Origin of the sequence: Streptomyces griseorubiginosus (assembly GCF_036345115.1) — a bacterium.
In the GTDB taxonomy this organism is placed as follows: domain Bacteria; phylum Actinomycetota; class Actinomycetes; order Streptomycetales; family Streptomycetaceae; genus Streptomyces; species Streptomyces griseorubiginosus_C.
The window spans coordinates 2,154,512-2,174,207 of record NZ_CP107766.1 but is presented as its reverse complement, the minus strand read 5'-3'; the positions used below and the strand labels follow the sequence as shown (position 1 = coordinate 2,174,207).

Annotated in this window: 13 protein-coding genes; 3 read left to right on the top strand and 10 right to left on the bottom strand. The window is 71.6% G+C overall.

The window, feature by feature from the left end; all coding sequences use genetic code 11:
* The first annotated feature begins 5 nt into the window (after positions 1-5).
* A complete protein-coding gene (locus OHN19_RS09800) occupies positions 6-1,091 on the top strand; it encodes an N-acetylglucosamine kinase (RefSeq protein WP_330263815.1) in 1,086 nt (361 codons plus the stop codon).
* Positions 1,088-3,298, top strand: coding sequence for a glycoside hydrolase family 3 N-terminal domain-containing protein (locus OHN19_RS09795; protein ID WP_330263814.1), 2,211 nt, complete (start codon positions 1,088-1,090; stop codon positions 3,296-3,298). Before OHN19_RS09800 ends, OHN19_RS09795 begins: the two co-directional genes overlap by 4 nt.
* On the opposite strand, the gene OHN19_RS09790 is transcribed toward OHN19_RS09795, so the two are convergent.
* The 6 genes from OHN19_RS09790 to OHN19_RS09765 all read right to left on the bottom strand — a co-directional run bounded on the left by OHN19_RS09790 (position 3,262) and on the right by OHN19_RS09765 (position 12,567).
* Complete coding sequence (locus tag OHN19_RS09790; protein ID WP_330263813.1) at positions 3,262-4,146, bottom strand: carbohydrate ABC transporter permease; 885 nt, start codon at positions 4,144-4,146, stop codon at positions 3,262-3,264. The two genes, OHN19_RS09795 and OHN19_RS09790, sit on opposite strands and share 37 nt — an antisense overlap.
* On the bottom strand, positions 4,143-5,162 hold the full coding sequence (locus tag OHN19_RS09785) for a carbohydrate ABC transporter permease (protein ID WP_419249511.1): 1,020 nt from the start codon (positions 5,160-5,162) through the stop codon (positions 4,143-4,145). Before OHN19_RS09785 ends, OHN19_RS09790 begins: the two co-directional genes overlap by 4 nt.
* Before the next feature lie 2 nt (positions 5,163-5,164).
* A complete protein-coding gene (locus OHN19_RS09780) occupies positions 5,165-6,541 on the bottom strand; it encodes an extracellular solute-binding protein (RefSeq protein WP_330263812.1) in 1,377 nt (458 codons plus the stop codon).
* Positions 6,542-6,659: 118 nt separating this feature from the next.
* On the bottom strand, positions 6,660-7,397 hold the full coding sequence (locus OHN19_RS09775; protein WP_330263811.1) for a peptidyl-prolyl cis-trans isomerase: 738 nt from the start codon (positions 7,395-7,397) through the stop codon (positions 6,660-6,662).
* Positions 7,343-11,554: an NEW3 domain-containing protein gene (locus OHN19_RS09770; RefSeq protein ID WP_330263810.1), complete on the bottom strand. Its 4,212-nt coding sequence runs from the start codon at positions 11,552-11,554 to the stop codon at positions 7,343-7,345. The genes OHN19_RS09775 and OHN19_RS09770 overlap by 55 nt, the downstream gene beginning before the upstream one ends.
* 128 nt (positions 11,555-11,682) lie before the next feature.
* On the bottom strand, positions 11,683-12,567 hold the full coding sequence (locus OHN19_RS09765) for a MurR/RpiR family transcriptional regulator (protein ID WP_330263809.1): 885 nt from the start codon (positions 12,565-12,567) through the stop codon (positions 11,683-11,685).
* 119 nt (positions 12,568-12,686) lie between these two features.
* On the opposite strand from OHN19_RS09765, the gene OHN19_RS09760 reads away from it, so the two are divergent.
* Positions 12,687-13,451 (top strand): SIS domain-containing protein, encoded by a 765-nt coding sequence (locus OHN19_RS09760; protein WP_330263808.1) that lies wholly within the window; start codon positions 12,687-12,689, stop codon positions 13,449-13,451.
* A gap of 88 nt (positions 13,452-13,539) precedes the next feature.
* Here the strand turns inward: OHN19_RS09760 and OHN19_RS09755 are convergent, their stop codons facing one another.
* From OHN19_RS09755 to OHN19_RS09740, 4 genes are all read right to left on the bottom strand, one after another.
* Positions 13,540-16,605, bottom strand: coding sequence for a beta-N-acetylglucosaminidase domain-containing protein (locus tag OHN19_RS09755; RefSeq protein WP_330263807.1), 3,066 nt, complete (start codon positions 16,603-16,605; stop codon positions 13,540-13,542).
* A gap of 47 nt (positions 16,606-16,652) precedes the next feature.
* Entirely contained in the window at positions 16,653-17,693 is a 1,041-nt protein-coding gene (locus tag OHN19_RS09750) for a lysylphosphatidylglycerol synthase transmembrane domain-containing protein (RefSeq protein WP_330263806.1), read from the bottom strand.
* A gap of 228 nt (positions 17,694-17,921) precedes the next feature.
* Positions 17,922-18,389, bottom strand: a complete 468-nt coding sequence (locus OHN19_RS09745) for a hypothetical protein (RefSeq protein ID WP_330263805.1) — start codon at positions 18,387-18,389, stop codon at positions 17,922-17,924.
* A 132-nt stretch (positions 18,390-18,521) separates the two neighbouring features.
* A complete protein-coding gene (locus OHN19_RS09740; RefSeq protein ID WP_330263804.1) occupies positions 18,522-19,511 on the bottom strand; it encodes a hypothetical protein in 990 nt (329 codons plus the stop codon).
* Positions 19,512-19,696: the final 185 nt, after the last annotated feature.

The following is a 19,696-nucleotide window of genomic DNA, read 5'->3' as shown; positions in this document are numbered from 1 at the left end:
CATCGATGGGTAATTATTTGAACCACGAACTGGGAGACGGTCCCGGCGCCCTGGTCATCGGCCTCGACGCCGGCGGCACCCGCACCCGCGCGCTTCTCGCCGCCGCCTCCGCCACCGACGGCCGGGTGCTCGGCGAGGCCGTCGGCGGCCCCGGCAACGCCATGACCGTGCCGGTCCCGCAGCTCACCGAGCACCTCGTCGAGGCACTCGCCCGAGTGGTGCCCGAGGAGGCGCGTACTCGGGTCGTGGCCGTGACCGGCGGTTTCGCGGGCGCCACGGCGGCCTCCGCACAGGACCCCGGCACCGTGAAGGCCCGTACGGCCCTCACCGAGGCGCTGCGCCGCCTCGGTATCCCGTCGGACCGGGTCGGCGTGTGCAGCGACATCGAGGCCGCCTTCGCCGCCGCCCCCGGCACCCCCTCCGACGGCCTCGCCCTGGTCGCGGGCACCGGCGCGGTCGCCCTGCGCGTCACCGCCCGGCGCGCCACCACCACGGTCGACGGCGACGGCTGGCTCCTCGGTGACGAGGGCAGCGGTTTCTGGATCGGCCGCAGCGCGGTCCGCGCCGCCCTGCGCATGGCCGACGGCCGCGGCCGCCCCACCGTCCTCGCCGCCTGGGTCGGCCGCACCCTCGGCCTGCCCGTCGACGTCCTCCCCAAGGGCGGAATCCCTTCGTACGACCATGGCGGCACCGACCTGCCGAGCGGTACCGGCACCCCCGCCCCCGGAGTCCCCGGCTGGGAGCGCGCCCGGCGTGAGGATTTCCGCCGGCATCTGCTGCCCGCCGTGATGGCCGACCCGCCGATCCGGCTGGCCCGCTTCGCCCCGCTGGTCGCCGAGGCGGCGGCCGAGAAGGACGCCGTGGCCCTGGCGATCCTCGCCGAGGCGGCCGACCACCTGCTGGAGACCGTACGGGCGCTGGAACCGCGCCCCGGCGAGCGGATCGTCGCCACCGGCGGCCTCCTCGGGCCGGCGGGCCCCCTCACCGCCCCGCTGGCCGAGCGGCTCCACGCCCATGACCTGAGCCTCGACTGGGTGGCCGACGGCTGCCCCGGCGCGGTCGCCCTCGCACGACTGGCCCACACCTCATGAGCGACGCCCTCTACCGCGACCCCACCGCCCCTACCGACGCCCGCGTCCGCGACCTCCTCGCGCGGATGACCCTGCGCGAGAAGGCCGGCCAGCTCAACCAGCGGATGTACGGCTGGGACGCCTACCGCCGCACCCCCGGCGGCGGCTTCGAACTCACCGACGCCCTGTACGCCGAGACCGACCGCTTCGAGGGCCTCGGCGCCCTGTACGGCCTCCAGCGCGCCGACGCCTGGTCCGGCGTGGACCACGGGAGCGGGCCCGGCGCCGAGGACGGGGCCGAACTGGCCGAGCTGGTGCAGCGGCACGTCGTGGAGCGGAGCCGGCTCGGTATCCCCGCCCTCTTCGTCGAGGAGGTCCCGCACGGCCTCATGGCCCTGGACGGCACGGTCCTCCCGGTCAACCTGGCGGTCGGCGCCGGCTGGGACCCGGACCTGTACGAGCGTGCCGCCGCGCACGCCGCCGCCGAACTGCGCGCCCGCGGCGGCCATGTGGCCCTCGTCTCGGCGCTGGACATCGTCCGCGACCCGCGCTGGGGCCGCACGGAGGAGTGCTTCGGCGAGGACCCCTACCTGGCCGCGCGGCTCACCCAGGCGCTGGTCCGGGGGATGCAAGGGGCCGGTGACGTCTTCGCGGAGGACAAGGCCCCCGTCGTCCTCAAGCACTTCGCGGGCCAGGGCGCCACCGTCGGCGGTCGCAACTCCGCCGAGTCCGAGCTCGGTTGGCGCGAGCTCCACGAGATCCACCTCCCGGCCGCCCGGGCCGGTGTCCGCGCGGGCGCCGCCGCCGTCATGGCCGCGTACAACGAGGTCGACGGGATGCCCTGCTCCGGCAACCGCGCCCTGCTCACCGGGCTGCTCCGCGAGGAGTGGGGCTTCGAGGGGCTGGTCATGGCGGACGGTCTCGCCGTCGACCGGCTGGCCCGTATCACCGGCGACAAGGTCTCGGCGGGCGCTCTCGCGCTCAACTCCGGTGTGGATCTGAGCCTTTGGGACGAGGGCTTCACCCACCTGGAGGAAGCGGTCGAGCGCGGGCTCGTCGAAGAGACGGTCCTCGACGCGGCCGTCGCCCGCGTCCTGCGCCTCAAGTTCCGGCTGGGACTGTTCGAACGACGGCACACGGCCGCCGCGCCGCCGCCCGGTGGCGCGGAGCTCAGCAAGGAGATCGCCCGGGCCGCCGTCACCCTCCTGCGCAACGACGGGGTCCTGCCCATCGGCGGCCACGTCTCCCGACTCGCCGTGCTCGGACCCCAAGCGGCCACCACCGCGCACCAGTTGGGCGACTACACGGCCCCGCAGCGCCCCGGCACCGGCAGCAGCGTCCTCGACGCCCTGCGCCGGCTCGCCCCGCCCGGACTCGACATCCGCCACGCCCCCGGCTGCGCCCTCACCGGCACGGACCTCTCCGGCATCCCGGCGGCGATCGCCGCGGCCGCCGCCTCCGACCTCGCCGTGCTGGTGCTGGGCGGCAGCAGCGCCCGCACCACCGGGACCGAGTTCGACGCCAACGGGGCCGCGCTCACCGCGGTCCCCGAGATGACCTGCGGCGAGGGCGTAGACCTGGCCGAACTGCGGCTCGGCGCGGCCCAGTACGCGCTCCTCGACGCCGTCGTGGCCACGGGCACGCCGACCGCCGTCGTCCTGGTCCAAGGGCGCCCGCACGTCGTACCCGACACCGCGCCCGCGCTGCTCACGGCCTGGTACCCCGGCCCCTGGGGCGGCGACGCCATCGCCGAGGTCCTGCTCGGACTCGCCGAACCGGCGGGCCGACTCCCGGTCTCCGTGCCGCGCTCGGCGGCCCAGCTCCCCGTCTACTACAACCACAAGGACACCGAGTACGGCGGTTACGTGGACCAGAGCGCCGAGCCGCGGTACTCCTTCGGGCACGGGTTGTCGTACACGGACTTCGCGTACGGCGAGCCGCGCCTGACGGGACGTACGGTCGAGGTCGACGTCACCAACACCGGCCCGCGCTACGGCCGTTCAGTGGTCCAGGTCTACCTTCGCCGCCTCGTCACGCCGACCTGGCCGCGCACCCTCGAACTGTGTGCGTTCGAGGGTGTCGGCCTGGCTCCGGGGGAGCGCCGTACGGTGACCCTGCCGCTCCGAGGTCTCGGTGGCACCGTCGAGATCAGGGTCGCCGCGTCAGCCGCGGAGGCGCTCGGTGTGAAGGGTCACAGCTTCACGGCCCCCGCCGAGACGCCCTTGTAGAACCACCGCTGGGTGATCACGAACAGCACCAGCACCGGGATCACCGAGATCACCGAACCGGCCATCACCATCCGCTGGTCGTAGCCGAACGACGAGCTCTGGAGACGGGAAAGTCCCAGCGTCAGCGTCATGTTGCTCTCGGAGCGCAGCACGATCAGCGGCCACAGGAAGTCGTCCCAGGCGCTGATGAAGGTGTTGATGACGACGACCAGGATCGCGCCCCACGCCGACGGCAGGTACAGGTACCGGAAGCGCTGCCACTCGTTCGCGCCGTCCAGCATCGCCGAGTCCTCGATCTCGCGCGGGACCGCGAGGAACGCGCCGCGCATGAGGAGGACGTTGATCGCGCCGACGAAGCCGGGGAGCCACACGCCGGCCAGGCTGTCGACCAGGCCGAGGTCCCGGATGCTCAGGAACAGCGACACCATGATCGACTCGAAGGGGAACATCATCGAGGCGACCAGGACCACCCAGACCGCCTTGCGGCCCTTCCAGCCGGGCTTGGAGAGCATGTAGCCGGCGGTGGTGGAGAACACCAGCTGGCTGGTGACCGACAGGGCCACCACGATCAGGCTGTTCTTGATGTACGACCACACCGGCACCTGGTCGAAGACCGTCCGGTAGGCGCGCAGGGTCGGGTGGTGCGGCAACAAAGTGGCGTCCGCGCCGAAGACGTCCTCGCTCGTGCCCTTCAGGGACGCCAGCAGCTGCCACAGCAGCGGGCCCACCGTGAGGCCGAGCACCAGGAGGAGCAGCAGATAACGGACGATCAGCTCGCGGGGGCGGCCGTAGTCCCGCCAACGCGGTGTCAGGCGGCGGCGCTTGGGCGCGAGGGCGGTCGTCGTCATGCCTCGTCCTCCTTCGTCAGGCGCTGCGCCAGCAGGGTCAGCCCCAGCGTCAGCGCGAACAGGGCCACGCTGACGGCCGAGCCGTAGCCGGCGTTGCCGGTGATGGGGTCCAGGCCGACGTCCCGGATGTAGAACGGCAGGGTGCGGTCGGCGCCGCCGGGGCCGCCGGTGGAGCTGCCGAGCATGTAGATCTCGGTGAAGACCCGGAGCGAGCCGATGCCGGTGAGGGTGCCGACGAGCATCATGGCCTGCCGTACGCCGGGCACGGTGATGTGCCAGAAGCGGCGGGCAGCTCCGGCGCCGTCCATGGCGGCGGCCTCGTGGAGTTCCTTGGGCACGTTCCCGAGGGCGGCCAGGTAGAACACCATGTACCAGCCGAGGCCCTTCCACAGGGTCAGGCCCATCGCGGACAGCAGGATCAGCCACGAGTCCGACAGGAACGGGATGGCCGACCTGATCAAGTGGGCTTTCTGGAGCCAGGTGTTGACCAGTCCGTCGTCCGCGAGCAGCCACTGCCAGCTCAGGCCCACGACCACGCTGGAGGCCAGCACCGGGGTGTAGAAGGCGGACCGGAAGAAGCCGATGCCCGGCAGGTTCTTCTCCACCAGCACCGCGAGCAGCAGCGGCAGCAGCACCATCAGCGGTACGACGATCAGCGCGTACAGGATGCTGTTGCGGGTCGCCAGCCAGAAGTCCGAGTCGTCCAGCATCCGCGTGTAGTTGTCGAGCCCGACGAAGCTCGACGCGCCGCCCAGCGGCTTGGCGTCGGTGAACGACAGCAGCACCGTGTTGAGGAACGGGAACACGCCGAAGACCACCGCGCAGGCGATCGCGGGCGCGGTCCACAGCCACGGCAGCCACCAACGGCGGTACATGGCCGCTCCGTTGGCGCCGGGGGCGGGGCCGGGGAGCGCGGCCCTGGCGAGTCGGCGGAGACGGGACGGGGCCGGGCCCGGCGCGGAGGAGGTCGGGGACTCCGCCACGCCGGACACCGGCTTCATGGTCTGTGCCGTCACCGTCAGCTGCCCTGCTTCAGCAGTTCGTTCGACTTCTCCTGGGCGTCCTTGACGGCGTCCGCAGCGCTCTTCTTGCCCTGCATGGCCAGCTGCACCTGGGACACGATGGCGTTCTGCACGGCCGGGGAGAGGTTGGTCTGGTTGGTGTCGGCCGTCTTGAGCTGGTCGGCGACGAGCTTGCGGGCCTGCGAGAACGGGTCGCTGCCGGTGACGTTCTGGAAGAACGGGTCGTTCAGTGACTCGGTGGTGGTCGGGAAGATCACCACCTTCGGGTCCTTGCACCAGGCCGTCTGGTTCTCGGCGTCGGTGAGGAACTCCGCGAACGACAGAGCCACCGGGGCGTGCTTGCTGGTCGCGGCGACCGAGATGTACTGCGGGGCGCCGGCGGAGGCGCGGCCGAGCGCGTCGTAGGGCTGCTGCCCGACGGCCGTCTTGTCGTAGACGGACGGGCTGTTCTGCTGCACGAACCGCACGAAGCTCGGGTTCGTCGAGCCGTACGCGACCTTGCCCTGGCTGTAGAGCGTGGACGGGTCGTTGCTGGAGGACAGCGAGTCCTTCGGCATCGCGCCCTCCTTGTACAGCTTCGCCATCCAGGCGACCCACTGGGTGGTGCGCGGGTCGTCGGCGAAGACGGCGGACTTGCCGTCGGGGGAGAGGACCTTGATGCCCATCTGGTCGAAGTCCGCGGGGATGCGCCAGATCGGGTTGGCCATCGTCGCGAAGAACTTGCCGTCGGAGGCCTTGGCGACCTTCTCGTAGTCGGCGAAGAGCCCGAAGATGCTCGTCGGCGGCTTCGCCGGGTCGACGCCGGCCTTCGCCAGCAGGTCCTTGTTGTACGTCAGGAGGACACCGCCGGTGTACCAGGGCAGCGTGGTGTGGATCGACTTGCCGGAGGCGTCCGCGAAGGTGGCGGTCTTCCAGAAGGACGGCACGAAGGGCTTGGCCGCGTCGGGGTCCTTGGTGCCGATGTCGAGCAGGTAGCCCGCCTTGGTGAGGGCGGTCGCCGTCGGCGCGTTGACGTTGATGACGTCGGCCATCGTGCAGGCCTGGGCGTCGGCGACGGTCCGGCTGGTGAACGTGTTGTCACCGGGGTCGTCGATCCACTTGACCTTGGTGCCGGGGTGGGCCTTCTCGAAGTCGGCGATCACTCCGTTGAAGAAGTCACCGAAGTCTTTCTTCAGGTTCGTCGTCTGGAAGGTGATGTCGCCCTTGACCTCGCCGGTGAGCTTGCCCGACCCGACGTTGCCCTTGTCGACCTTGCAGCCGCCGGCGGTGGCGTCACCGCTGTCGGAACCGCCGCCGGACAGGCCGCAGCCGGCGGCCGTGAGCGACAGCACGGCGATACAGGTCAGGGTGCGGGTCAGTCTCTTTACGCGCATGTGATGCCCCTCCACGGCTGGTTCAATGAACCAACTCCGACTCCGATTGATGAAAAGGTGGACCAGAATTCATCGGAGGTCAATGGTTTGCCGTGTTGCTTTTAGGTTCCGTAGGAGATCAGTGACGGTGTTCGTGGTCCGGATGGGACGGATCGCCGGGGTGTTCGTGCCCGTGGGAGTAGGTCACACCGGCGCGTGCCTGGTCCAGCCAACCGAAGAAGGCCTGGTGGCCCGCGGCCCGTTGCAGCTCGCGTGAGATGGCCTCGCGGACCTCTTCGTACACGCGTACGTCCTCCGGGGCCGCTCCGTCGAAGGGGGTCACGCCTCGGCGTAGCGCGTCCGGGGTGAGGAAGCGGTCCTGGTTGCGGTCGTAGTAGTCGCGTACGGCGGTCTCCGGGACCGTCTGTTCGGACTCCAGGGCGGCGAGGAGGGTGCGGGCGGCGGGGGAGTGGGCCAGCGCTGCGGCGACGATGCTGCCCAGGTCTGCGACGTCGGACTCGGCCAGGGTGAGGGCCTTGGCCGGGGAGAGCTCTTCCGGGACCTTCAGGCCTCGGTCGGCGCAGGCCCTTCGGGCGAGTTCGTCGGTGACGATCACTTGGGTGGCCCAGCGGCGTCTTTGTCTCGCGACAGAGGGGGGTTCCATCTGTCGTCGGGCGGGTGCGGGGCCGTCGTGGCTGGTCGCGCCCCGCGGCGGAGCCGCAAATTGATGCAGCCCCGCGCCCCTATAGGGCGCTTCCAAGAAGGCGTTCACCCGTGCTGTCGGCAGGGGTTCGCCGTCTATCAGTGCTGCGTGTTCCGGCGTCACGGAGTCACCTCCAAGGGGATCGTCCTCGTGTATGCCACCTGGCCGTTCCATGCCGTCTTCGCCATCAGCCAGTACGAGCCCGGTGGGATCGATGAACCGTCCACCTCGATGACCGCCTCCGTCCGCTCCCCTCCCCGCACCCTGAAGCCCTGCAAGCCCGGTCCCACGCCCCGCCACGTGCCCCAGGACGACACCGCCCACAGCTGGCCGCCGACCGGGCCCCGGGTGGTGTTGTGCAGGCTCACCGGAACCTGAGCCCGCTCACCGTGGCGCACGGTGACCCGGTCGGCGTTCAGCTCGCACGTCAGTCCCGGACCGGCCGGTGGGGAGCCCGGCACGTCGAGGCCGACGACGTCCTCGTAGGTCTGGCCGCCGTACGTCAGCCGGGCCCTGAGCCAGTGGCGGCCGGGCTCGGCGCCCGGTGGCGGTGTCACCCTGACCTCGGACAGGGAGAAGCCGCCGGGGCCCAGCGCGTACGGCAGTTCGGCGGGCTCCGCGGACCAGCCGGGTGGTACCTCGAAGACCACGGTGCCCTGCGTCGAGGTGTCCGTGAGTTCGGAGCCGACCCGGACCGTCGCGGTGACGGGGCCGGTGGCGGTCAGAGCGGTGGGGGAGACGTAGACCGACACCGGCATGTTGCCCCGGGGGGCCGGTCCGGAGTTGTGGAGCCAGTAGCGGGTGTGGATCGGCTGGGCGGGCTCGTGGGCGGCGACGCCGGGGTCGGTCCCCGGTTCGGGGGCCTGCGGGGGTGCGGCCAGGACGGTGGCCACCTCGAAGCCGGTGAGCGCCGTCTCCAGGGTCCCCTCGCCGTCCGGTGTCAGGGGCTCGCCCGGCCTTTCCAGTACGTCCGCCCGGGCGCCCTCCGTCCAGGCGACCGGCCCGCGCACCCGGGCCCGCACCGGTCGCCCGTTCACCTCGTGCACCCGGACCACGACCCCGCGGCCGGGGTCCGCCGGGACGGAGCTCCCCCTGGCCAGCGGTGAGCCCAGCGGCTTGAGGGCGTCCAGGAGCACCTCGCGGGCCGGTTCCACCTCCAGCAGGGAGGTCGTGCGGGGCAGCAGCGGGTTCTCCCCCTCGTCGCGCACCCTGGCCGTGAGCGGGTGGTTGAACTCGTGGCCGCGCGCGGGGAGTTCGAGGTCCCGCCAGTCGCCCTCGCCCGCGACGACCGCGTACTCGAAGGTGTGCGACCAGCGCTGGAGCTGGAAGCCCGAGCCGTCGGGGGTGGTGCGGCGGGGCGGGTCGACCCAGATGCCGGACGGCCAGCCGGTGCAGGAGCGCATGAGCGACATGTAGAGATCGCCGGAGCTGGTGATCACACAGCCGGGCGTGCCCCGGTTCAGGACGGCGAAGCCGCGCCCGTCCCAGGCGTCACCGGGCGGGAGGGCCTCGCCGCCGCCCGCCGCGGTGGCCGTGATCGTGAAGTCGTCGAGGTCGGCGATCAGCGTGTCCACCGCCTTCGCGTCCCCCGAGGGGTCGGAGCCCGCGACCACCAGCAGCGGCAGGCGTTCCAGGTCGCGCAGGTCGGCGCCGGGCACCCACTCCTCGCGCAGGGAGGCACGCGGCGCGACCCAGACGGCCGCCACGCCCTGTTCGGCGACCTGGCGGCGCAGTTCGCGGTCGGCGGCCGGGTCCATGGCGAGGGCCTCGGCGACCAGGGAGTTGCGCTCCGGGCCGCCGACGGCGATCCGTATGTCGGGGAGGTTGGAGTCGACCTCCAGGTCGCCGTAGCGGGGGCCGCCGGCGATGGTCGAGGTGGCGGTGACGCCCGCACGGACCAGGGCCGCCGCGAGCGGGGCGCCCAGCTCACCGGCCTCGTCCCAGTCGGCGTACACCAACTCGGCGACCCCGATGGACCGTTGGCCCAGAGCCGCCCCGGAGTCGTCCCGGAGCGCGACCCGGGCCGTGGAACCGAGCGCGAACCAGGTGTTGGCCGGGTTGTCCAGCGTCCAGGGGAACTCCTCGCTGTTGACCTCCACGAAGCCGAAGCCCCGCCCGATCACCGCGTCGGCGACCTCGTGCACGGGCAGTCCGCCCCGCACGTCGGAGGGCCAGCGGACGCGGATCAGGCGGTCCTCGCCGTCGTAGCCGTCGATCGTCGTGGAGACGTCGAGCCGGTCCACGCCGGTCCACAGGGTCAGGCGCTGGGTGTACCTGAACAGCCCGAGGTCGGCGCGGACGGTGATGCGGGAGCCGGCCGGGGAGTGATCGACATCGATGTCGGCGGGCACGTCACGGCTGCGGGCGGCTGTCGTGCCGGTAGGGGTGAGGTGCCAGGGGCCCTCGCCGAAGCGCGGGTGCCGGGCGAACTCCTCCTGGACGACGAGCTCGTTGCCGATGTCCCCGGCGGGCAGGAGTTCCCGGTCCTCGGCGACCGACCTGAGACTGCTCACGGCGCCGCCGCGCACCGGGTCGACCGTCACCTCGTAGAACTCGTTGCGGATGGTCGTGCCCTCGCCGGGGGTCCACTCGGGGATCGAACCGGCCGCCAGGGGCAGGGCCTTGAGGCCCGTGCCGGGCACCTGCGGTACGACGACCCGGAGGGTGCCGTCCTCCTCGCGGACGGCCGGCAGCGGCTGGAAGTCGTCGCCGACGGGGACGAGCCCCGGGTCGGCGACGGTCAGCACGTCCCGCCGTTCCCAGGTGGCGGGGTTGAAGACCACGAGGTCGGGTCCGGTGCCCGGCTCGACCCGGTCGGCCAGCGCCTTCGTCGCGTCGGCGTGCACGGTCTCGGCGAGGTCGGCCAGCTCCCGCCAGCCGGTGAGGAGATCGATGTACACCTGGTCCGACTCGGAGCCGGTGATGGCGTCGTGGTGGGCGCCGTAGACCAGCTGCCGCCAGGCCTTGTCGAGGGCCGCGTCCGGATAGGGGTGACCGGTGACGAGCGAGGCGAGCGTCGCCCAGGCCTCCGCGTCGGCGAGGAGCGTCTCGCCGTACCGCTGGGCCTGCTTGGTGTCGATGTAGGAGACGTCCTTGCCGGTGTAGACCGGGTTCATGTCCCGCGTCTGCGGGGACGCCTTGCGGCCCTCGGCCTCCAACTCGGCGCGGACGGCGGCGAAGAAGTCCCGGGGGATGCCGGAGACGAACCGCGGCCACACGTAACGGGCGTTCCAGTCCCGGTGGATGTCCATCACCCAGCGGCACGGTGGGGCGTAGTCACCGCCGACCGGGAGCAGCACGTTGCGGGTGAGCGCGACCTGCTTGAGCCCCTTGAACAGCTTGAGGGCCTCGGCCTCCGCCGCGGGCAGGGTGGGCGCGTTGTCGATCCGCCAGCCGGCCCCGTAGTGGTTGACCATGTACGCGGTGAGGATCCCGCGCCCCGAGGGGGCGATCCAGTCGAACTCGGCCGGGAACTGCATCCGGTTCGGATCCCGCGGCTCCTCGCCGAACACCGAGAGCGTGGGCCCCCACTGGTGGAACGGCCCGCGCGCCCAGGAGCTGGACGTGACGCCCGCGTCCGCCATCAGCCCCGGGAACTGCGGGTCGTGCCCGAACGCGTCCAGCTGCCAGGCCGTCTCCGGGGACGCCCCGAGGATCGCCCGCTGGTATCCGTCGCCGTAGAGGGCGTTGCGTACGGTCGCCTCGGCCCCGGTGAGGTTGGTGTTCGGCTCGTTGTAGGTGCCGCCCATGATCTCGACGCGGCCGGTGCGGATCAGCTCCCGCAGGAAGCCGCGCTCCTCAGGGAAGGCGTCCCAGTACGGCTTGAGGTAGTCGACCTCGGCGAGCACGAAGGTGTACGCGGGGTCGCGCCGGGCCAGATCGGAGTGCGCCCTCACCAGGCTCATCCCGGACTGGCCGCGCGAGTCGAAGGTACGGGCGGGCAGTCCGGTGCCGGCCGGGTCGTCGGCGACGTCCCAGGTCTCGGTGTAGGCGCCCTGGGTGTTCCACCAGACCGGGTCGTAGTGGAAGTGGCTGACCATGAACATGGTCCAGCCGGGCTCGGCGACCGTGAACTCACCGGTGCCGCTCGCGGTGTGCTCCCGGTCGGTGGCGGTGACCGTCATCGGTCCGTCGGCGCCGGTCACGGGTATCTCGGCGCGTACGGTGCCGCTCTCGCCGACGGTCGCGACCGTCTCCCCGTGGGCGGCGCCCTCGACGGTGACACGGACCGACCGGCCCGGGACGTGCTCGATCTCGACCGCCACCACCTGACGCGGTTGCCCGGGGGTGCCGACGAACAGCTCGGTCGACTCGACAGAGGTGACGCGCATGGGGCTCCTACGAGTGCTCGTGCGTGCTCGGGGGAGCCCCATCCTGGCACCGCCGGGATGATTCAAACAACCATCTTCAGTTATCTCAGGTGGTTCATCCATACATTCCGGGCCAGCCGGAGCGTGGCTCAGCGGGCCCGGCGGTTCTTCACGGCGTGCTGCGGGGTGATGTGGTCGGTGAGGGCGAGGGAGGCGCTGGCCCGCTGGTAGGCGACCTGGCCGACCCGGACGTAGAGGCAGTCCACGATCATCAGGACGGAGTGCCGGCCGCCGATGCTGCCGGTGCGGAAACTGGTCTCCGAGGTCGCCGAGATGAGCCGGATGTCGGCGGCCTTGGCCAGTGGGGAGCGCGGATCGGTGGTGATGGCGATGGTGGTCGCGCCCCGCTCCTTGGCCATCTCGAAGGGTTCGAGGGTCTCGCGGGTGGCGCCCGAGTGGGAGATCCCTATGGCCACGTCGGCGGGGGTGAGCAGGGCCGCGGAGGTGGCGGCGCCGTGCACCTCGGTCCAGCCGCGCACCTGGCAGCCGATGCGGAACAGCCGGGTCTCGGTCTCCTGGGCGACCGCGCCGCTGCCGCCGACGCCGTACACATCGATCCGGCGGGCCTTGGCCAGTGCCTGGGCCGCCCGCTCCAGGGCGTCGAGGTCGATGCGCTCGATGGTCTGCTGGATCGCGCGCAGGTCGGCGCTGCCGACCACCTGGACGACCCGCTCCAGGCTGTCGTCCGGGGAGATGTCGGGGCCGATCTCGGCCGAGCCCCAGTCGGAGACCTCGCCTCTCCCGCGCTCCTGGGCCAGTTCGATCAGCAGATGCTGGTAGGAGTCGAGTCCGATGGCCCGGCAGAACCGGGTCACCGTGGCCTGCGAGGTTCCGGTGCGGCGTCCCAGCTCGGCGGCCGAGCAGTGGGTGACGGCGGCCGGATCCTCCAGGATCAGCTCGCCGACCTTCCGCAGGGAACCGGCCAGCCGGGGCAGCTCGGTGCGGATCAGTGTGGTGACGTCCGTCGGAGGCATGGAAAGAAGGTATCAGCCACCCTTTGGGGCACTGATTGAATACCAGGACCGTGCTGTGATTTATTGATTCATCGATCGGTGATTGAATGGTGGTTCAATCCATCAGTGGGGAGTGTCGCGTGTCCGTCGAGTCAGTCAGCGCCCAGGGCTTCGCCGAACAGAGCCTGGACGTCCTCCGTCACGTCACCGAGTCCGCCCGCGAGGACGTGCGCCGAGCCGCCGGGCTGATCGCCGACTGCATCCGCGCCGACGGGGTGATCCAGGCCTTCGGCACCGGGCACTCCCAGGCGATGGTGCTGGAGATCGCGGGCCGTGCGGGTGGGCTCGTGCCCACGAACCGACTCCAGATGTCCGACCTCGTGCTGTACGGCGGGGACGCGCCGAGCGTTCTCGACGATCCGCTGCTGGAGCGCGCGCCGAGGGTCGCCGTCCGGCTGTACGACCTGGCCGCGCCTGCCCCGCAGGACCTCTTCGTGATCATCTCCAACTCCGGGGTCAACAACGTCATCGTGGAGATGGCGCTGCATGCGAAGTCGCGGGGGCACCGGGTTCTCGCGATCACCTCGCTCACCCACACGTCGGCCGTGCCGGCCGGGCATGCGAGCGGGAAGAAGCTGGTGGATCTGGCGGACGTGGTGCTGGACAACGCGGCGCCGGTGGGGGACGCGATGATGGCGTTGCCGGGGGGTGGGGCGGTGGGGGCGCTGTCGACTCTGACCGGGGTGATGCTGGTGCAGATGGCTGTCGCCGAGGCGTCGGGGTTGTTGCTTGCGTCCGGGGAGCGGCCGCCGGTGTATGTGTCGGCCAACGTGCCTGGTGGGTTCGAGGGGAATCTGGAGTTGGAGAAGCGGTATGCGGGGCGGGTTCGGCGTACGGCCACCTAGGGTTTGGGGTTTCTGGGGTATCGCGGGGAACTGGCGGCCGGTGGGGGGCTGGTCGCGCAGTTCCCCGCGCCCCTAAGTGTCCTGACCCTTAGTTCACAGGTACCGGAGTCAGGGCGACTGCCAGCGGATATGCGCCCGTTGTGTAGGCGTTGCCCGTGCTGCCCGTGCTCGTGTCCACCGGGACCAGGGCGTTGGCGTCCGCCGTTGTCACGTAGGCCGTGGTGCCGTCCCAGTTCAGGGACACGTCGAAGGCGGACCTGCCCACCTTCACCGGGGTGCCCGGGGCGCCGGTGACCGTGTTCACCGGGGTGATCGTGTCACCGTTGCTGGGGCTGACCCAGAGGGTGCGGCCGTCCGGGGACAGGCCCAGGCCGTACGCCTGGCCGGTGACCAGGAGGGTGGGTTCGGTGTCGTTCGTCGCCGTGTTGATGGGAGTCACCGTCGAGCCGCCCGAGTTGGAGACGTAGACCGTCCTGCCGTCGGGGGCCGCCACCACGTTGAAGGGGCTCGGGCCCACCGGGATCGCCCTGCCCGCCTTGGCGGTGGTGAGGTCGACGGGGGTGACCGTGTTGTCGTGGATGTTCGCCACGTACAGGGTCTTGGCGTCGGGGGTGATCGCCATGTTCTCGGGACCGTCGCCCACCGGTGTCGGTGTGCCCGTCTTCAGAGTGGCGGTGTCGATCGACTGGACCGTGCCGTCCGTGTAGTTGGCCACCCAGAGCGTGTCGCCGTCCGGGGTGAGGGCGAGGCCGGCCGGGACCTTGCCGACCGGCACCGTGGCGGTGACCTCGGCGCTCGCCACGTCGATCACGCTGACCGTGTTCGAACCCTGGTTGGCCGCGTACGCGGTACGGCCGTCCGCGCTCACCACGACCTCGCCGGGGTTGGCGCCGACGGCGATGTCCGTCGTCGTCCCGGAGGAGAGGTCGATCGAACTCACCGACGCGCCACTGAAGTCGGCCGTCAGGGCTCGGGGCGTGCCGGTGCCGTCCGTGACCTGGACGGGCAGTGCCCGGTCGAGGATGCCGGTGCCTTCCACGACGACCGAGTGCACGCCCACCGTCCTGCCCGTGAGGGTGATGGTGGCCTGTGTGCCGGTGCCTTCCGAGGGTGTGGCGGTGACGCCCGTGGGCACGTCGAGCTTCCAACTGACCGGCCCGGTCCGGGAGTCGGAGAGGTCGAGGGTGACCGTCGCCGATGCCCCGGGTTTCAGGGAGAGGGAGGGGGGCGAGAAGGACGCTTCCACGCCGGGGTCGGGGGCGTTCTCCAGCATCGTCGTGTAGAGGAACTGGTCCATCACGCCCGGTGAGACCTGCTGTGGTACGGCGTCCAACTCCTTGCGGTCGGCCTGGAGTTCGCCCCAGTACCTGGACACCGCCGTCGTGTCCCCGGCCTTGTGCGCCAGCAGCAGGTCCACGGCCGTCTCGCCCGCGCTCCCGTAGCTGCCGAGTTTGTCCAGCCAGGCGGAGGTCTCGTCGAGGAAGCCCGGGTTGTCGAGGTGGGCGCGCAACTGGGCGGGCGTGGCGGCCATGCCGGCGAAGTAGGACTTCAGTCGGGCCGCCGCCCGGTCGACTCCGCTGTTCTGCTGCAACGCCTCGCGGAAGGCGGCGATCAGCCCGGTGAGGGTGGGGGACTCGGTCGCGTCGAGCTGGGAGGAGTAGTTGTTCTCCGCGAAGACGCGCAGCCACTTGGCGGCGCCGGTGCCCTGTCCGGCCAGATCGCGGACCGAGGCGAGGAACGCCTCGCGGGGGTCGTAGGCGTTCGGGTTCCACAGGTAGGCGGCCGAGGTGAACAGGGCGAGCCGGCTCGCCTCGGCCTGGACCATCGGGTTGGCGGTCACCCCAGTGGCCTGCGCGGCCACGCCCGGTTCGCGGCCGGTGTAGGGGCCGAGGAGGAGACGGCTGGTGACGTAGTCGTTGACCGGGTAGTTGTCCCAGACCAGGATCGGGTGGCCGTAGACCTCGCGGGCCTGCTTCAGCTGGTCGGTGGTGATGGTGGGCGCGATGACGCCGACGCCGGTCCACTCGACGACCACGGACGGGTCGAGCCGCTCCCGCAGGGCCTTCTTGTAGGGGGAGTCGGCCAGGTCGGAGTACTCGGTGGGGACCGTCTCCAGGGGCTCGAGGTCCGGGTGCTGCGCGGAGAACCGCTTCCAGACGGTGTTCAGCAGCTGGGCCTGGGCGGCACCGGCCGCACCGCCGCCGGTGCCGAACTCCTTCTCGTCCTCGGGGCAGTTCCACTTCGTGTAGCTGATGTCGTCGAGAGGAATCGCGAAGGAGCGGACACCGATGGCGTACAGCGAGTCGAACTTGGTGACGAGGGCCTTGATGTCCGCCTCGGAGGAGTAGCAGACGGAGAGGCCGGGGGAGAGGGCGTAGGTGAAGCGGACGTGGTCGGCCGTGGCCCGGTCCACCAGCTCCTTCAGCTGGGCCAGTTCGGCGGGCGGGTACTCGTCCCGCCAGCGGGCCCGCAGATAGTCGTCGTCCTTGGGGGAGTAGACGTACACGTTCTGCTTCGTACGTCCGTAGAAGTCGAGCTGGGCGAGCCGCTCGGTGTGGGTCCAGGGGGTGCCGTAGAAGCCCTCGATGACTCCGCGGAGGGCGGCGGTGGGCCAGTCGCGGATGGTCAGCGCGGGCAACTCCCGGCGCCCGTCGAGGAGTTGGCGCAGGGTCTGGGCGGCGTAGAAGGTGCCGGTCGCATCGGCGCCGGAGAGGGCGAGGAGGGACCGGCCGCGGCTGCGGCCGGCGGCGAGGACGTAGCCGCCGGAGGGCAGGCCGCTCGGGGAGCCGGCGTGGAGCTGTTTCAGTATCTGGGCGGTGGCCCTGTTCTCGCCGGGGCCGCCCAGGTACACGGTGAGGGCGCCCGGGGGTGGGCGGTCGCCGCTGTGCACGGTGGTGATGCGGTCGGCGCCGGCCGCCTTGAGGGCCGCTTCGACGACCCGTCGGGCGGAGGGGTCGGTGCCGGGTCCGACGACCTCGACGACCCGGTCGGGGACGGGCAGTCGGCCCTTTCCGACGGTCATGTGCTGCGGAGTCGGCCAGACCTGGGGCGCGGGCTGCCGGGGCGCGGCGGAGGCGGGGGCCCCGGGGGCCGCCAGGCCGAGGGCGAGGAGCAGGGCGGCGGCCGTACGTCTGAAGTTGATGAATGAATCCACCCTGAGAGGCTATTGACGTTGAATGAAGCATTCAATGGGGCGAATGCTCAAAGAACCTTCCGGTGCACGAGTGCCGACATGCACAGCACCCCCGGCAGCAGCGGCAGCCACACCGTCAGGACGCGGTAGCCGATCAGGGCCGCGGTGCCGATGCTCACCGGAACGCCGTAGACGGACAGGGTGAAGACCATGGCCGCGTCCACCGGGCCGATGCCGCCCGGCGCGGGCACGGACCCGACCGCGGTGCTCGCGGCCAGGTACGCGAACGCGACCTGCGCCCAGGACAGCGTCACGCCGAGCGAGGCGCCGACCGCGTGGATCACGCTCGCCTGGAGCAGGGGCGCGGCGGCCGCACCGCCCCACAGGGCCAGGACCCGGCTGGGCATGGTGTGCAGCCGGCGCGCGTCGGTCAGGGCGGTCCGCACGAACGTGACCGCCGGGCGGCGCAGCGGACGGACCAGGACCAGCAGCAGGAGCGTGCCGCCGAGACCGAGCGCCGCGGCCGCCACGGGCAGGAACAGCATGCGCCGGTCCGGGACGAGCTCACCGAGCCGCAGCAGGCCGGGCAGGGTGACCAGGAAACCGACCAGCACCAGTGTCTTCGCGATCGGCCGGACCAGCGAGTACAGCGCGAGCGAGGCGGTGGCGCGGGCCAGCGGGATGCCCCGGCCCTGGAGGAAGCGCAGGGTGACGGCGTGGGCGCCGAGACTCGCCGGCAGCACGTGGTTGGCGGCACCGGCGGCGAACTGCGAGGCCACCAGGAGCCCCGGGGGCAGCCGCTCGGGGAGCGCGCCCTGGCGTACGACGGAGGCGGACACCCAGCCGAGGCAGGTCCACAGAAGCGCGACCAGCAGCCACCCGGGGTCGGCGTCGGCCAGCCGCGCGGTGCCGTCGTACAGGGCACGCCAGTCCAGCACCGCCCAGACGGCGATGAGCAGGAGGGGCAGCAGGGTCAGCAGCCGGCGGGTGAGACGGGACAGGGAGCGGCGGGAACCGGCGGGGGCGGGGGCCGGGGCGCTGCTCGGGAGCGGGGCCGGGGCGGGGGCGGGGAGCGGCCCCGGGGGACCTTCGAGCGGAAGCAGGGACACGGCTCACGTCGTCCTTTCGCGTCATGCCCCGTGCGGGACACGGGGCATGACGGAGGCAAGGCGATGCACAGGGGACGAGGGAAACGTTCCCGCTCGGCGTGACGTTCAAATGTCCGGCAGTCGAAGGAGTGCGGGCGGGTGGGCGACACGGGGTGGGGCGGCGGTCGCGTAAACGGGTCGCCCCGGCACCCGTGTCGGGGTGCCGGGGCGAGTGAGGCGAGTGGACTCTCAGCTGATGAAGGAGCCCGGGGCGCAGGCGGACGAGGTCACCCAGGTGTGCGACTGGATGTTGTTGTTCATGTTCGCGTTGTTGGTGAAGTGGTTCCGGCTGAGGTCGTCCACGTACTTCTCGCCCGGCAGGAGGCAGCCGTACGAGCCGTCGTTGTAGTTGTCAAGCCAGTAGAAGGCCACGACGTCCTTGCCGCCGACGAAGCCGCTGTTCATCACGGACGAGGCGCGGTTCGTGTCGCTGCCCTGGAAGGGGCCGGAACCGTCGCCCCACGAGGGGTCGCTGCCCGCGGTGACGCCGAGGAGTTCGCCGCCGCAGTCGGTGCCGTCCCAGGCACGGACGTCGCCGTCGCGGCCGTGCGCGTTCCAGTTGGCGTTGCAGCCGGGGCCCGCGTGGGCGGTGGCCGGGACGGCGATGCCGAGGGCCGCGATGCCCAGGGTGGCGAGGGAGACGGTCAGCTTGCGCATGACGGATTCCTGTTCTGTTCGCGCCTCGTGGGAGGCGTGGTGGGGATGGTGAGGTGACGATCCGCGAGCGTCGTCGCGGGGTCTGTCCGTGACGCGCGTGTCACGGATGTTCTGGGACCGGTGCGTACCAGGTCAGGTGCGGGCCGGGACGGTGCGCTCGGCGACGGTCAGCGCGTGCCGTTGCATCCGCAGGTGGGCGGTGAGGGCGGGACCGTACGTGCCGGCGAGTTCGCCGATGTAGTGGGCCTCGCGCCGCTCACCGATGGAGCGCAGGGAGACGGAGCGGGCGCAGGTGGCGTCGGCGACCGCGATCCGGGTCTCGTTCGCGAAGGACCTGGCCTCCTCGGCCGGGGTCTGCCGCGCGCTGTGATCGCGTGTGGACTGGCGTGCCGCGTCGGGGTCGGGGAAGGGGTGGCCGGCCTTGTTCATGCACCGCGACCAGGCCGCCACCGCGGTCTTGAACTCCTTGTCGGCCAGGAGCCTGCCCACGTACAGCGGGCGCAGGTTCCTGACGGTCACGTCGGAGCGGAACCACGCTTCCGGATCGCCGTACAGCGTCTTCTCCGCCTGCCCGGCGCAGCCGCCCGACTGCTTGCTGATCGTGCCGCCGGACGGTGTCGGCGCCTTCAGCACCACGGCGTCCCGACCGCCGTCCATCGCGATGTCGAAGGCCTTCTGGCGGGACCGGGAGAGGGACTTGCGGTAGGCGATGTTGGGGTTGCGCAGGCGGGCGAGGTCCTCCTTCGCCTCGATCCGGCTGCCGTAGCCGTGGCTGCGCGCCCAGTCGACGTCGTCCTGCACATAGCCGACCGGACGGCTCTCCTCCAGGCTCGGCGGCTTCTCCTCCTGGTAGTCGAAACCGTGCTTGCGCATGCACTCCGTGACGAGGTGCTGCTCGGCGTCGGAGATCCGCAGGTCCTGGGCGTAGGTGAGCTTGTCGGCGGCTGCGGCGGCCTCCGCCCGTGCGACCGGCGCGGCGCGGTGGGCCGTCCCGGAGTCCGCCGAGCAACCGGTCAGGACGAGCGAGGACAGAGCCGCGATCACGCCCACCGTGGTGGCCGCGCGTCGCGTGCTGCGTCCACTCGCTGTCACCGTCCGGCGTGGGGCGTCGGCGCGCTTCATCGGCATGCTCCTGGGGTGCGGTCGAACCGGGTTGTCCCTACGAGCCGTTGACGCCCCGGGAGGCGCGTCCGTATGCCCTCGGACCGCGGATTCTTTTTCTCGTGCCGGCGGTCATACGAGCGGCCCGCACCAGCCGTCCCTCAGGTGAGCCGGTTCTGTGCCGACCGTCGAAATCAGGCCAACCG

Bases quoted from the DNA above. Each gene is read 5' to 3' on its own strand.
- OHN19_RS09800 (WP_330263815.1), top strand. From the start codon at position 6: ATGGGTAATTATTTGAACCACGAACTGGGAGACGGTCCCGGCGCCCTG.
- OHN19_RS09795 (WP_330263814.1), top strand. From the start codon at position 1,088: ATGAGCGACGCCCTCTACCGCGACCCCACCGCCCCTACCGACGCCCGC.
- OHN19_RS09790 (WP_330263813.1), bottom strand. From the start codon at position 4,146: ATGACGACGACCGCCCTCGCGCCCAAGCGCCGCCGCCTGACACCGCGT.
- OHN19_RS09780 (WP_330263812.1), bottom strand. From the start codon at position 6,541: ATGCGCGTAAAGAGACTGACCCGCACCCTGACCTGTATCGCCGTGCTG.
- OHN19_RS09775 (WP_330263811.1), bottom strand. From the start codon at position 7,397: ATGGAACGGCCAGGTGGCATACACGAGGACGATCCCCTTGGAGGTGAC.
- OHN19_RS09770 (WP_330263810.1), bottom strand. From the start codon at position 11,554: ATGCGCGTCACCTCTGTCGAGTCGACCGAGCTGTTCGTCGGCACCCCC.
- OHN19_RS09765 (WP_330263809.1), bottom strand. From the start codon at position 12,567: ATGCCTCCGACGGACGTCACCACACTGATCCGCACCGAGCTGCCCCGG.
- OHN19_RS09745 (WP_330263805.1), bottom strand. From the start codon at position 18,389: ATGCGCAAGCTGACCGTCTCCCTCGCCACCCTGGGCATCGCGGCCCTC.
- OHN19_RS09740 (WP_330263804.1), bottom strand. From the start codon at position 19,511: ATGAAGCGCGCCGACGCCCCACGCCGGACGGTGACAGCGAGTGGACGC.